Source organism: Nocardioides candidus (assembly GCF_041321175.1).
In the GTDB taxonomy this organism is placed as follows: Bacteria; Actinomycetota; Actinomycetes; order Propionibacteriales; family Nocardioidaceae; genus Nocardioides.
Genome location: NZ_JBGGWC010000007.1, coordinates 22,646 through 36,444, shown reverse-complemented (window position 1 = coordinate 36,444; position 13,799 = coordinate 22,646). Strand labels below are relative to the sequence as shown.

Genomic DNA, 13,799 nt, shown 5'->3' with positions numbered 1-13,799 from the left:
GAACACGTTCTACCCTTCGGTACGTCGGCTCGTTCCTCGCCGACACTCAGGTACCGAAAGGCAGTCGATGCGCTTCTCCTTCGCCGAGGGCATGACCCACGCGACGTACTACGCCCCGCTCGCCCAAGCCTGCGAGGCGGCCGGCTACACGTCGATGACGATCGCCGACAGCCTCATCTACCCGGAGGTGTCGGACTCGAAGTACCCCTACACCGACACCGGCGACCGCGAGTTCCTGCTCGGGAAGGAGTTCATCGAGACCTTCATCCTGTGCGCCCACCTCTTCGCGGTGACGAAGACGCTGCGGCTCACGCCGTTCGTGCTCAAGCTGCCGATCCGGCCGCCGGTGCTGGTGGCCAAGCAGGCCTCGTCGCTGGCGTTCCTGTCGGGCAACCGGCTCGGCCTGGGCGTCGGCCTGTCGCCCTGGCCCGAGGACTTCGCCGCCCTCGGCGTGCCGTGGGAGCGGCGCGGGAAGCGGATGGACGAGTGCATGGACATCCTGCGCGGCCTCACCCAGCCCGGCGAGGAGCCGACCTTCTTCGACTACCAGGGGGAGTTCTACGAGATCGACTCGCTGCAGCAGTGCCCGGCACCGACGGAGAAGATCCCGCTGCTCGTCGGCGGCCACTCCGACGCCGCGCTACGGCGCGCCGTGCGCAAGGGCGACGGCTGGATGCACGCCGGCGGCGACGGCGAGGAGCTCGAGCGGCTGCTCGACCGGCTCGACGAGATCCGCAAGGAGGAAGGTGACACCCGCGACGCCTCGGAGTTCGAGATCCACGTGATCTCCTACGACGCCTACACGGTCGACGGCGTGAAGCGACTCGAGGACCGCGGCGTCACCGACTGCATCGTCGGCTTCCGCGTGCCCTACATCAAGGGCCCCGACACCGAGCCGCTCGAGACGAAGGTCAAGCACCTCGAGCAGTACGCCGAGAACATCATCGCCAAGGTGAACGGATGAGCGAGTCCTACGGCCTGACCAAGGCCCTCTCCGACGCGATCGCGGAGGCTGAGGAGCTCATTGCCAACGCGCCGTTCATCAAGTCCGAGGCCGACCGGCTCGAGGGCTACGAGTACCTCTCGGGCCGGATCCGGATGGCCCTGCAGAACGCCTTCGACTACGACCTCGAGCAACCGCTCTTCGTCAACCCGACCCACCAGTTCTCCAAGCAGGGCCTCGACAACCCCGACGCCGTCTACTTCAACGCCTACATGCGGGAGGGGGTGGAGTACGTCGTCCGCGGCCGTCGCGGCACGTCGGCCGACCTGTCCTTCCAGGTGATGGGGGGCGCCTACACCGCGACGTCGGCCGCCACGTCCCTGATGGCGTTCGACGACCGCGAGCTCGAGATCGCCGACGACGGCAGCTTCGAGTTCCGCTACGTCGCGGAGCCCGGCGCGAAGACGCTCATCGTGCGCGAGGTCTTCAACGACTGGGACCACGAGGAGCGCGGCACGCTCACCATCGAGCGTCCCGACCTCCTCGGCCAGCCACGCAAGGAGCGCTCGCGCGAGGTCCTCGCCAAGAAGTACGACGTCGCGGCGCGGTCACTGATCGGCTCGATCCAGACCTGGTTCGCCTTCCCCCAGTTCTTCCAGTACAAGGAGCCGGTCAACACCCTGACCGTCCCCAAGTCGACGCCGGGCGGCCTCGCCTCGCAGTTCTCCTCGATCGGTCACTACGAGCTGCGTGACGACCAGGCGATGATCGTGGAGGTGCCGCGCTGCGACGACTGCAGCTACCAGGCGATCCAGATCGGCTCGGACTGGTACGCCTCCACCGACTACGAGACCCACCAGACCTCCCTCACGAAGGCGCAGGCGGTCAGCGACGACGACGGCGTGATGCGCTTCGTCATCGCGGCGCGGCCGCCCCTCGACGGCGCCCCGACGGCCAACTGGCTGGAGACGACCGGTCACCCCACCGGCCCGATGATGCTGCGCTGGCAGCGCCTCGAGCGCGACCTCACCGAGGCCGACGGGCCGTCGGTGCAGGTGGTCGACCTGGCCGCCGTACCGTCCCTGCTGCCGAAGGCCACACCGTTGACCGCCGAGGAGTACGCCGCCCGCATCGCCGCCCGGCAGCGGGCGGTGGCGCGGCGGATGATCAGCTGATCAGCTGGGGATCCAGTCGAAGGTGTCGGGGTTGGGGCCCTGGCGACCGGGCTCGCCCTTGTCGAGGGCGACGAGCTCGGCGACCTCGTCGGTGGTGAGGGCGAAGTCGAAGACGTCGAAGTTCTCGGCGAGGCGCTCCTTGCGCAGGGACTTCGGGAAGACGATGTCGCCGCGGTCGAGCGCCCAGCGCAGGAGGACCTGCGCGGGAGTCTTGTCGTAGCGCTCGGCGAGGGCCTTCACGGCCGGGTCGTCGAGCTCGCCGCCGCCCTGGCCGAGCGGCGACCAGGCCTGGACCTGGGCGCCGTGGCCCTGGGTCGCGGCGCGTGCCTTCTCGTTGGCGAAGTAGGGGTGCACCTCGATCTGGTTGACCGCGGGGACCGCGCCGGTCTTCTCCACGATGCGCTCGAGGTGGTCGGGCTGGAAGTTGGACACGCCGACCGACCGCGTCAGGCCCGAGTCGCGCAGCTCGAGCAGCGCCTCCCAGGTGGAGACGAAGTCGCCGCCGTACTGCGTCGGGAGCGGCCAGTGGATGAGGAAGAGGTCGACCTGCTCGAGGCCGAGCTTGTCGAGGGAGACGCGGAGGGACTCCTTCGCCGCGGCTCGGTCGTGACGGTTGTTGTTGAGCTTGGTGGTGACGTAGAGGTCGCTGCGGGGCAGGTCGGACTTCGCGATGGCCGCGCCGACGCCCTCCTCGTTCCCGTACATCTGCGCCGTGTCGATGTGGCGGTAGCCGACCTCGAGCGCGTCGCTCACCACCCGCTCGGTCTCGTCGGCGGGGACCTGCCAGACACCGAGACCGAACTGGGGGATCGAGCTGCCGTCGTTGAGATTGATCCGAGGAGTGCTCATACCTGGGCCCAACGCGATCTCCCGACCACTATTCCCCGACCGCTGCTCCCGGCCCGCTCGTGCCGCCGACGTAGCCTCGGCCCATGACCGAGCGCCTCGCCCTCGACCTCCCCGACGGCCGCGTCCTCGACGTCGAGGTCTCCGGACCCGCCGACGGCACGCTCCTGATCTGGCACCACGGCACCCCGGGCTGCAGCTACCAGGGCCGCGAGAAGCAGGAGGTCCTGCACCGCCGCGGGGTGCGGTTCGCGAGCTACTCGCGCGCGGGCGCGGCCCGCTCGACGCGCCACCCGGGCCGCACCGTCGCCGACGTCGCCGCCGACATGGCCGCGATCGCCGACCACCTCGGGGCGGACACGTTCCTGACCGGCGGCCAGTCGGGCGGCGGTCCGCACGCGCTCGCCACCGGGGCGCTGCTGCCGGACCGGGTGCTGGCGGTGCTGAGCGTCTGCTCGGTCAAGCCGTACGTCGACCAGCCCGACTTCCTCGACGGCATGGGCGCCGACAACGTCGAGGAGTTCTCGCTCGCGCTCCAGGGCGAGGAAGCGCTGCTGCCGTTCCTGCAGAAGGAGCGCGCCGGGATCCTCGGCGCGGACGCCGAGGGCGTGATCCGCACCCTCGACACCCTCCTGCCCGATGTCGACCGCGCGGTGCTGTCCAGCGCCGTCGGCGAGGACCTGATCCGCAACCTCCAGGGCGGGGTCGAGCACCTGTACGGCTGGCTCGACGACGACCTGGCGTTCACCCGGGGATGGGGGTTCGACGTGCGCGACATCAGCGTGCCGACGTACCTCTGGCAGGGCACGGCCGACCTGATGGTGCCCTTCCACCACGGCGAGTGGCTGGCTGCGCGCATCCCCGGCGTGGTGCCGCACCTCGAGGAGGGCGAGGGGCACCTGTCGATCCAGGTGCGCCTGCTCCCGGACATGATCGACGAGGTCCTGGCACACCTTCCCGGCTGATCCGGGACGGAGCGGCACCGCTACGTTCACGGGATGGCACACGAGATGCGGTTGCGGCGCGGACTGGCGAGAGGGATCCTCCGAGCGACGCGCTGGCGGCTCTCGGGGACGGTGCCGGAGAGCGGCATTCTTGTCGGCGCTCCGCACACCTCCCAGTGGGACTGGGTGATCATGCTGCTGATCGCGTGGAGCAACAGCAGGCGGCCCCAGGTGCTGATCAAGCACACGTTCTTCAAGGGACCGCTCGGCTGGGTCCTGCGGCGCACCGGGGGGATCCCGCTCGACCGCGAGGACCCCGGCGCCACCATCCGCGCGCTCCTCGAGGAGGCCCGAGGGGACGAACCCTTCCTGCTGGTCATCGCGGCCGAGGGCACGCGCAGCAAGGGCGAGTACTGGAAGCCAGGCTTCTACCGGATCGCGCGGCAGACCGGCCTGCCGGTCACGCTGGGCTTCGTGGACGGCCCGACCCGCACGCTGGGCATGGGGCCGACCTTCCACCCGACCGGCGACGTCGTGGCCGACATGGACCTCGTGCGGGCGTTCTACGCGGACAAACGGGGCATCCGGCCCGAGGGCCGCACCGAGCCCCGGCTGCGCGAGGAGGACCCGTCGAGCTGAGTCACCCGGCGGCGGACGCCCGTCCGCAGTGCCGGAATTCGGAGGACGGAAGACGAGTAACGAGATATGAATTCGCGGTGCGCATCTCCTTGCTTGCCCGTGCTGCCGCGCTGACCGTGCTCGTCGGCTCCTCCGTCCTGGCCGCCACACCCGAGGGGGACGCGGCGTCGACGCCGCGGTGCCAGGGGGTGCGCGCGACGATCGTCGGCACGGCCGGCCGGGACAACCTCACCGGCACCGAGGGGCGCGACGTGATCTGGGCCGGCGGCGGCAACGACCGGGTCGCGGCCCGCGGGGGCGACGACCTGGTCTGCGGCGGGGCCGGGGCCGACGACATCCACGCCGGGAAGGGCGCCGACCGGATCTTCGGCGAGGGTGGCGACGACGAGCTCGACGGCAGCACCGGCCACGACGACGTGGTCGACGGCGGCACGGGCGACGACACGCTGCTCGGCAACAGCGAGGGCGCGATGCTCCGGGGCGGCGCCGGCGACGACACCCTGACCGGCAACGAGGAGGACGTCGTCCTCGACGGTGGCGCCGACGACGACCGGCTCCTCGCGCGGTGGGGCAACCTGGTGCTGCGCGGCGGCGACGGCGACGACTTCATCGACGGCTATTACGCGCGCGACGTCGACGTCGACGGCGGCGCCGGCAACGACACCATCGAGACGAGCGGCGGCCTCGACGGCAGCCCCGCCAAGCCGATCCGCGGCGGCGCCGGCAACGACACCATCCTCGGGCAGGGCGGCCGTGACTACATCGACGGCGGTCCGGGCACCGACACGATCGACCTCGGCGAGGGGTCGGGCGGCTGGGCGCACGGCGGGAGCGGCGGCGACACGATCACCGCCGGCGACACCGGCAAGACCCGGCTCGAGGGTGGCGACGGCAAGGACCGGCTCACGCTGACCGGCACCGAGTCCTCCGCCGACGGTGGCGCCGGGGCCGACACGATCACCGGCAGCCTGTGGGACGACACGCTCGACGGCGGCGCGGACGCCGACACCGTCAAGGGCGGGGAGGGCGACGACACGCTCAACGGCGGGGACGGCGACGACCACCTCTACGGCGAGGTCGGCACGGACACCTGCTCCGGCGGAGCCGGCGACGACTTCTGCGACGGCGGCCCGCTGGGCACCGACGCGCCGAGCCCGGACGACCCGGACCTCTGCATGGCCGACGTCGAGGACAAGCACAACTGCCGGGCCGAGGGCGGCGACTGGACCGGTACGGCGGAGGGCACCCTCGACTACTACGGCGGCATCCACGAGTCGTGGTCGGCCACGGTCCAGCTGGACGCGCTCGTCCCGGACTACTACTGGACGGGCGACGCCGACTTCACCTGGCAGGTCAGCGGCACCGACGACGGCGGCTGCAGCTACAACGGCGCCGCCTCTCTCGACGGGGTCGCGGAGCTGGCGATCTTCGACGACCCCGACGAGTACTCGGTCACCGTCCGCTCCACCACCCCGATCCAGGTGCCGGTGGTGGTCGACTGTCCCAACTCCGACCCCGAGACGGTGATGTTCCACCCGTTGAACACCAGCACCGGTGACGCCGACCACCAGCCTCTCCCGGCGCCGCCGGTGACGGCGTTGGCCGGCTCGACGTCGTACCCGCCGAGCGGGGACCCGGACGGCGAGGTGCACTGGAGCTGGGACCTGCACCGGACTTCGTGATCCGACCGACGCTGGCGCAAAACTGGAACACGTTCTAGTCTTGCGCCCGTGATCCCTCTGCTTGAAGACAAGGTCGTCGTCCTCTCCGGCGTCGGGCCCGGCCTCGGCCGCGCGCTCGGCGAGCAGGCGGCGCTGATGGGCGCCGACCTCGTGCTCGTGAGCCGCACGGAGAAGCGGCTCGAGAAGATGGCCGCCGTGGTGCGCGAGCACGGCCGGCGCGCGCTCGTCGTGCCGACCGACATCACCGACGAGCAGGCGCGGCAGCGGCTGGTCGAGGCGACGCTGGAGGAGTTCGGCCGGGTCGACTGCCTGATCAACAACGCCTTCGGCATCCCGCCGATGGAGCCGATCTCCACGCTCGGGCTCGACGGCCTGCGCGCCGCGCAGGAGACCAACGTCTTCGCGCCGCTGCGGCTCTCCTCGCTCTTCGCCGACGCCCTCGCGGAGACGAAGGGGTCGATCATCATGCTCAACTCCTGCGTGGTCTACAGCAGCCAGCCGGAGTACTCCGGCTACAAGCTCTCCAAGGGCACGCTCCAGCACCTCGCCTCCTCGCTGGCGACCGAGCTCGGTCCGCGCGGCATCCGCGTCAACAGCGTGGCGCCGTCCTACATCTACGAGGACGTCAACAAGGCCTACTTCGACTGGCTGGCCTCGGAGTCGGGGCGCACGCACGAGGAGGTGTACGCCGAGAAGGCCGAGCCCACCGACCTCAAGCGCCTCGCCGACCCCGACGAGGTCGCACAGGCCGCGCTCTTCCTCGCCAGCGACCTCGCCTCGGCCGTGACCGGCCAGATGCTCAACGTCGACTGCGGCGAGTTCCATGCCCGCTGACGCCCCCCGCCAGCGGCCGGAGATCGGCTCCTACGAGGACATCGTCGCGGCCGCCGTACGCACGACGGGGCTGACCGACTTCGGCGGCACGGCGCACGAGGAGGGGCTGCGCCTGCTCGTCGAGGACCTCGCGTCCCCCGAGGCGGGCCTGACGCCGGTCGGCAACTACTTCCACCGCGGGCAGGTGAAGAGCGCACTGGTCGGGCGGCTGATGACGCAGGCCCGGTTCCAGGAGTTCCCGCAGCACGCCGACGTGCCGATCGACCGGCCGATCTTCGTGGTGGGCCTCCCCCGGACCGGGACGACGGCGCTCCACCGGCTGCTCTGTGCCGACCCCGGCCACCAGGGCCTCGAGCTGTGGCTCACCGAGTACCCCCAGCCGCGGCCGCCGCGGGAGACCTGGGAGGACGACCCGATCTTCAACGCCATGCAGGGCGCCTTCCAGCAGCACCACGTGTCCAACCCCGAGTTCATGGGCATCCACTACATGGATGCGACCTCGCCCGAGGAGTGCTGGCGGCTGCTGCGCCAGACCGGGAAGTCGATCTCCTTCGAGTCGTTGGCCAACGTGCCGCGCTACTCCGCGTGGCTGGCGGAGCAGGACTGGACCGACGCCTACGAGCGGCACCGCCAGAACCTGCAGCTCATCGGCCTGCACGACCAGGACAAGCGCTGGGTGCTGAAGAACCCCTCGCACCTGGTCGCGCTCGACGCGCTGATGAAGGTCTACCCGGACGCGCTCGTCGTCTGCACCCGCCGCGACCCGGTCACGTCGATCGCGTCGGCCTGCTCGCTGTCGGCGGAGGCGACGGCCGGCACGTCGACGACGTTCGTCGGCGAGACGATCGGCCGCACCCAGCTCGGCATGCTCGAGCGGTCGTGGCAGGCCTTCACCGAGGCGCGCAGGCAGTACGACGACGCGCAGTTCGTCGACGTCGACTACCGCGAGTTCGTGAGCGATCCCCTCGGCACGGTCGAGGGCATCTACGCGGCGTTCGACATCCCGTGGAGCGAGGCGGCCCGCGCGGAGGTCCGGCGCATCGACGAGGAGTCGCGGACCGGCCAGGCGCGGCCCTCGCACCGCTACGACCTGGGCGACTACGGCCTCACCGAGGAGCAGGTCCGCGCGGCGTTCGCGTGATAGACAGCGCGCATGGCACTCCTGCGCCGCGCTGCGCTCGCGCTGCTCGCCCTGCCGTTGCTGACCGGCTGCACCAACGACGCGAAGGACCCCGCGAAGGCCGGTGACGCCTCCGATGCGGAGACCGCCGTACGCGCCTTCTACGACGAGTTCGCCCGGGGCGACTTCGACAAGGCGTGCGCGCACTGGACGACGTCGTACGCCGACCTGTCGGTCAAGCGCTGGAACGAGGACGACTTCGGCAAGCCGGTCGAGGACTGCCCGGACCTGCTGAAGGCACTGACCCACGTCTACGCCATGGTGGGCGACCCGTTGGACCAGCTCGAGGTCACCAGGACGAGCAGCGAGCTGACGACGGACACCACGGCTCGGGTCGACGTCACCATCGCGTCGAGCGAGGGCGACGCGGAGACCTACGAGCTCACCCTCACCGACGGCGACTGGCTGATCAGCGGCGACGACCCGGGGCAGGACATGCTCGAGGGCTCGTCCGGCAGCTCGCCGAGCGCCTCGCCCACCCCGTAGCCCGCGGTCATCCACAGGCCGCGCACGACGGGGTTCCCTCGACGGCGGGGACGGCGGAGGGTGCAGGCATGAGGGCCGACTCCTTCGCCGACGTGTCCGTGACCGTGCCGCGCACCTGGCACGCCCGCCGCGACCTGGGCCACGGCATCGTGCTCGCCGCGCGCCCGCGGAGCCTGCCGTCCAGCGGGGTCAGCCCCGAGATCGTGCTGCGCTGCGTGCCGGTCGGGATCGACCTGCGCACGTGGCGGGGCCAGGCGCTGCTCGACCTGCGCGCCCAGCTGGTCGACTTCGCGCTCGAGGACGCCGACGAGTTCGACCTCGGCGACCACCGCGTCTCCTACCACCGCTTCGCCCACCGGCTGGGGTCGACCGACGTCGTCAGCGACCAGTGGTCGTGGCTGGTCGGCGGGGTCGGCGCGACGCTCACCGGCTCGGTGGCGCGCGAGGACTACCTCACCTACTGCGACCTGTTCGAGGACGTCGCCGCAACGGTCGACGTGCTGCCGCGGGTCGCGTGAGCCGCCGGTGGTCGGGTCCGCCCGTCAGCGGCGGCGGGTGACCCGGATCCTGGCGCCGCGCTTGGGCACGCTGGTGATGTTGCGGACCTGGGGCCTGTCGGCGCCGACCGCAGCGACGTCGTACGACGTCAGCACCTCCCGGAGGATCTCCGCGCCCTCCATCAGGGAGAAGCCCGCCCCGATGCAGCGGCGGACGCCACCGCCGAAGGGGATCCAGACGTGCAAGGACGGCGCCTCCGCGCCGGAGAGCTCCGGCAGGAACCGCTCGGGCCGGAACGCCTCGGGCTCGGGGAAGTTGGAGTCGAGCTGGTGGCTCATCACGATCGACGGACCCACCGTCGTGCCGCGCGGCAGGTGGTGGCCGCCGACGGTCGCCGGCTCCATCAGCGTGCGCACCACCATCGGGATGATCGGGTGCAGCCGCATCGACTCCTTGAGCACGGCCTCGAGCCAGGCCTGGCCGTCCTCGCCGCTGGTGGCGGCCTGCTGGGTGCGGGCCATCAGCCCGGGGTCGCGGCCGAGCTCGTAGAGCGCCCAGGACAGGGCGCTCGCCGTGGTCTCGTGGCCGGCGAGCAGGAGGGTGACCAGCTGGTCGCGCAGCTCGGTGTCGTCGAGCCGGTCGCCGGGCCCGCCGGAGCGGCCGGTCCGGCCCTCCTCACCCGCAGCCATCAGCCGCGACAGCACGTCCTTGCGCTCGGCGAGGTCGGTGGCCTCCCGGCGCTCCCGGATCTCGGCGTAGATGAGCCGGTCGAGCTCGACCTGGTTGTCGATCGTGCGCCGCCAGGGGCCGAGCCGCTGGAGCCGCGGGTAGGCCCAGCCCAGCAGGATCGCCGGGTTGATCTCGACCGTCGCGGTGACGCGCGGCCGCAGCTCGGCCAGCCGTGCCTCGTCGGTGACGCCGAAGACGACGCGCAGGATGATCTCGAGCGTCAGCGCGTTCATCCGGTCGAGGGACTCGAACTCCTCGCCGTCCTTCCACCCCGCCACCGCCTCGGCGGCGACCTCGGCGACCATCGCGCGGTAGCCGCGCAGCGCGTGGCCGAGGAAGGCCGGCATCACGAGCTTGCGCGCCCGGTGGTGCTCGCCGCCGTCCTGCAGCAGCAGCGAGTGCTCGCCCATGATCGGACCGAGGACCGAGTTGCCCTTGCCCGCGTGGAAGACCGCCGGGTCGCCGGCGAAGATCTCCTTGGTGGCCTCGGGCGTCGTGAAGAGCACCAGCGGCCGACCCTTGGGGACCAGGCGCAGGGTGTACGACTCGCCGTACTTGCGGTGCAGGTAGGGGTGCAGCTGGTGGCGGAAGCGCATCAGCGCGATCGTCTGCACGAGCGCCGGCCACCGCGGCCCGGGCGGCAGCTCGGAGCGCGGGATCGGCGGTTGGTCGGGGTCGCCGATCAGCGTCGCCTTGCGGAAGCGCTGGAGGGTGAGCGGCCGGGTGTCGACCGTCGCGTCGTCGGTGAGCTCTGCGGTCACGTGCCGACGGTACGCCGAAGCGCCGCGATGCGGTTCCTACCGTGGTCGGATCTTCTGGCCCCGCTGACGAGGGCCGTCACAGGAGCCCGTCGCGCCGGGCGATCGCGGCCGCCTCGGTGCGGCCACCGGCGTTGAGCTTGCCGAGGATGTTGGAGACGTGGACGCTGACGGTCTTGGTGCTGATGAAGAGCTGGCGACCGATCTCCCCGTTGCTCCGGCCCTCGGCGACCAGCCGGAGGATCTCGCGCTCGCGTGCGGTCAGCCGTTGGGGCGCGGCCGAGGTGGACCGTGCGGGCGCGCTGCCGGAGGTGCGCAGCTCCTCGAGCAGCACGGTGGCGCCCAGCTGGTGGGCGGCGGCCCGGGCCAGGTCGCCCTCCTCGCGCGCGGCCGCGGTGTCGCCGAGCAGGCGCAGGATGCCGGAGTACGTCGTCCGTGCCTTCGCGAGCTCGGGCACGCTGTCGAGCTCGGCGAACGCAGCGACCGTCGCCGCCCACGCGGCGACGAGCTCGTCGCGCTCGGGCGGGTCGATGCCGCCGACCCAGCGCGCGCGGAGGTGCTCGGCAGCGAGGCGCAGGCCCCAGGCCTGGCCCTCGGTGCCCCAGGCCGCGCCACTGGCGGCGAAGTGCTCGGCGACGAGGTCGCCCTCGGCGCGCAGGGCGGCGGCGCGCTCGAGGAGGGCGGGCCGGTCCGCGCCGGAGGTCGCGGGCAGCACGCGGGCGATCGCGCCGACCGTCTGCGCGGCGAGCCGGACGCGGGCCGCGAAGTGCTCGGTCCAGATCCGGGAGAGCACGCCGACCACGGCGTCGTACGCCTCGATCGCGGCGGCGACGTCGCCCGCCTGGGCGGCCGCCTCGATCTCGGTGCCGGCGGAGAACACGGCCACACCCCCCTCGTCGGGCCAGACCTTGCGGAGCCGGCGCAGCGCGGAGGAGACGTCGACGCCGCGGGTGGACAGGATGGCCAGCCGCGTCGCCTCGATGATCGCCCGCGGGATCACCGGACCCCCTTCGTCGTCGGCGATGGCGACGAGCTCGAGGGTCTCGTCCCAGCGCCCCTGGGCGTAGCGCACCCAGCTCAGCTGCCAGCGCGCCTCGATGGAGTACGGCGCCCACGGCAGGCCCACGGCGAGGCCGCGCTCGACGGCCTCGGCGAACCACTGCGCCGCCCCGTCCCAGTCGGCCTCCTCCTGGTGGGAGCGGCCGAGCAGGAAGAGCGCCCGGAGCTCGGCGGAGACAGCGCCCGCCTCGCGGGCCCGGCGCACGGCCCCCTGCAGCGCGGTGCGCACCGCGTCGCCGTCGGTGCCGTCGCCGCGCTTGAAGCGCAGCGTGCTGAGGGTGGTCACGACCTCCGAGGCGAGCACCGGCATGGCGAGCCGCTCGGCGAGCGCGAGCGCCTCCGTCGCGGCCATCTCGGCCTCGTCGAGTCGCGTCGACCCCGACAGCACCCGGGCATGGGTGGCGAGCACCTTGGCCCGCAGCGGGCTCTCCCCGACCGGCGCGAGACCGACCGCCTCCTCCGAGATCGCCGCCGGGTCGAGGGGGGTCTCGATGATGCAGAGCGCGAGGGCGTAGTGGCTCAGCAGCCGGGCGCGCGTCGTCGTCGGGGCGTCGTCGGTGAGCCGCTCGACGTGCTGGGCGAGCAGGCTGGCCGCGCGCTGGTTGTCACCGGCGGCGCTGTGCGCGTCGGCGGCTCGGACCACGACCTTCGAGACGTCGATGTCGAGGCGAGCGGCGCGCTCGGGGTCCTCCAGCAGCTCGAGGGCGTGCTCGTAGTGGTGGGCGCCCTCGTCGGGGCCGCCCACCGAGACCGCCTCGTCGCCGGCCTCGATGTCGGCCGTCGCGGCACGGTCGAAGTCCATGGCTCGGCGCGCGTGGCGGGCCATCTCCGCCGCGGTGCCGCGCCCGGCGCCGTCGACCAGGGCGTCGACGTACTGCCCGTGCAGGCGCACCCGCTCCCCCGGCAGCAGGTCGTCGTAGACGGCCTCTCCGAGCAGGGCGTGGCGGAATTCGTAGGTGCGGCTGCCGGCCACGAGGACGTTCATCTCGACGGCCTGCCGGATGCCGGCGTCGAGCTCGGCGGCGGGCAGACGCGCGGCGGCCTCGAGCAGGCTGTGGCTGACCTTGCGCCCGGCGACGCTGGCGATGCGGACCACCTGGCGCGCCTCGTCGGAGAGCCGGTCGAGCCGCACCAGGAGCAGGTCGGCGAGGTCGTCGGGCACCCAGGCGCCCGCGCCGGAGGCCACCAGCTCCTCGACGAAGAACGCGTTGCCCTCGGCCCGGCTGATGATCTCCGCGAGCTCGCGCTCCCCCAGCCGCTGCTGCGCCAGCTCGCCGATGAGCTCGCGCACCGCGTCGTCGGGCAGCGGCGAGAGGGCGAGGCGTTCGACGGCCTGCAGCCGCGACCACTCCGCCACCTGGCGGCGGAGCGGGTGGCGGCGGTGCAGGTCGTCGGAGCGGTAGGACACGACGACCGCGACCGGATGCGCGAAGTCGCGGGTGAAGAGGTAGCCGAGGAGGTCGCGGGTCGACTGGTCGGCCCAGTGGGTGTCCTCGATGACGAGGAGCAGCGGCGCGTCGGTGGCGGCGACGTCGAGCAGGGCGTGCACCGCGTCGAAGAGCTCGCCGCGGTCGGCACCGCGCTCACCGACGGCAGGCGCCTCGGCCGAGGCGCGGACGCGACGGCCCGGCTGGAGCCGGCCGATCGCGGGATGCGCGGCAGAGATCTGCTCGACGACCTCGGGCAGCTCGGTGTCGAGGCGGCCGAGGATCTCGCTGAAGGGGAGGTAGGGCAGCGCGCTGTCGCCGAAGTCGAGGCAGTGGCCGGCGATCACCCGCCAGCCCTCGGCCTGGGCGTGGTCGCGCAGCTCCATCAACAGCCGGGTCTTGCCCACGCCCGCGTCGCCGCTGAGCAGCACGACGCTGTGGGCGTCGCCGGGCCCGCGCACGCCGAGGAGGTCGCAGAGCTCCTCGAGCTCGGCGTCGCGCCCGACGAGGGTGCGGCTGGTGTGGGCGGCCACGGGCTCCATCATGGTGCCCGCGGCCGACACCGGCAGGTTGATTTCGCTCAGCGTCATGAGCGGTCG

At 72.3% G+C, this 13,799-nt stretch carries 12 protein-coding genes; 9 read left to right on the top strand and 3 right to left on the bottom strand.

Features of this window, described 5'->3' with window-relative positions; genetic code table 11:
* Window positions 1–67: 67 nt before the first annotated feature.
* Entirely contained in the window at window positions 68–964 is an 897-nt protein-coding gene (locus ACAX67_RS21530; protein ID WP_370705962.1) for a TIGR03619 family F420-dependent LLM class oxidoreductase, read from the top strand.
* Window positions 961–2,118 (top strand): hypothetical protein, encoded by a 1,158-nt coding sequence (locus tag ACAX67_RS21525; RefSeq protein WP_370705961.1) that lies wholly within the window; start codon window positions 961–963, stop codon window positions 2,116–2,118. The genes ACAX67_RS21530 and ACAX67_RS21525 overlap by 4 nt, the downstream gene beginning before the upstream one ends.
* Here the strand turns inward: ACAX67_RS21525 and ACAX67_RS21520 are convergent, their stop codons facing one another.
* The gene (locus ACAX67_RS21520) at window positions 2,119–2,967 is read right to left on the bottom strand and encodes an aldo/keto reductase (protein WP_370705960.1); all 849 of its coding nucleotides are present in this window, start codon (window positions 2,965–2,967) and stop codon (window positions 2,119–2,121) included. It lies immediately after the preceding gene.
* Between the two features lie 83 nt (window positions 2,968–3,050).
* On the opposite strand from ACAX67_RS21520, the gene ACAX67_RS21515 reads away from it, so the two are divergent.
* The 7 genes from ACAX67_RS21515 (at window position 3,051) to ACAX67_RS21485 (ending at window position 9,247) form a co-directional block, all read left to right on the top strand.
* On the top strand, window positions 3,051–3,929 hold the full coding sequence (locus ACAX67_RS21515) for an alpha/beta fold hydrolase (protein ID WP_370705959.1): 879 nt from the start codon (window positions 3,051–3,053) through the stop codon (window positions 3,927–3,929).
* 33 nt (window positions 3,930–3,962) lie between these two features.
* On the top strand, window positions 3,963–4,547 hold the full coding sequence (locus ACAX67_RS21510; protein WP_370705958.1) for a 1-acyl-sn-glycerol-3-phosphate acyltransferase: 585 nt from the start codon (window positions 3,963–3,965) through the stop codon (window positions 4,545–4,547).
* A gap of 77 nt (window positions 4,548–4,624) precedes the next feature.
* Window positions 4,625–6,229 (top strand): calcium-binding protein, encoded by a 1,605-nt coding sequence (locus ACAX67_RS21505; protein WP_370705957.1) that lies wholly within the window; start codon window positions 4,625–4,627, stop codon window positions 6,227–6,229.
* A gap of 48 nt (window positions 6,230–6,277) precedes the next feature.
* Window positions 6,278–7,063: an SDR family oxidoreductase gene (locus ACAX67_RS21500; protein WP_370705956.1), complete on the top strand. Its 786-nt coding sequence runs from the start codon at window positions 6,278–6,280 to the stop codon at window positions 7,061–7,063.
* Entirely contained in the window at window positions 7,053–8,204 is a 1,152-nt protein-coding gene (locus tag ACAX67_RS21495) for a sulfotransferase family protein (protein WP_370705955.1), read from the top strand. The genes ACAX67_RS21500 and ACAX67_RS21495 overlap by 11 nt, the downstream gene beginning before the upstream one ends.
* A gap of 12 nt (window positions 8,205–8,216) precedes the next feature.
* Entirely contained in the window at window positions 8,217–8,729 is a 513-nt protein-coding gene (locus ACAX67_RS21490; RefSeq protein WP_370705954.1) for a hypothetical protein, read from the top strand.
* Window positions 8,730–8,797: 68 nt separating this feature from the next.
* Window positions 8,798–9,247 carry a hypothetical protein gene (locus ACAX67_RS21485; RefSeq protein WP_370705953.1) on the top strand — a complete coding sequence of 150 codons (450 nt, stop codon included), beginning with the start codon at window positions 8,798–8,800 and terminating at the stop codon, window positions 9,245–9,247.
* 24 nt (window positions 9,248–9,271) lie between these two features.
* Here the strand turns inward: ACAX67_RS21485 and ACAX67_RS21480 are convergent, their stop codons facing one another.
* Together ACAX67_RS21480 and ACAX67_RS21475 are read right to left on the bottom strand one after the other, a co-directional pair.
* Window positions 9,272–10,717, bottom strand: coding sequence for a cytochrome P450 (locus ACAX67_RS21480; RefSeq protein ID WP_370705952.1), 1,446 nt, complete (start codon window positions 10,715–10,717; stop codon window positions 9,272–9,274).
* A gap of 76 nt (window positions 10,718–10,793) precedes the next feature.
* A complete protein-coding gene (locus ACAX67_RS21475; RefSeq protein ID WP_370705951.1) occupies window positions 10,794–13,790 on the bottom strand; it encodes a helix-turn-helix transcriptional regulator in 2,997 nt (998 codons plus the stop codon).
* Window positions 13,791–13,799 lie beyond the last annotated feature (9 nt).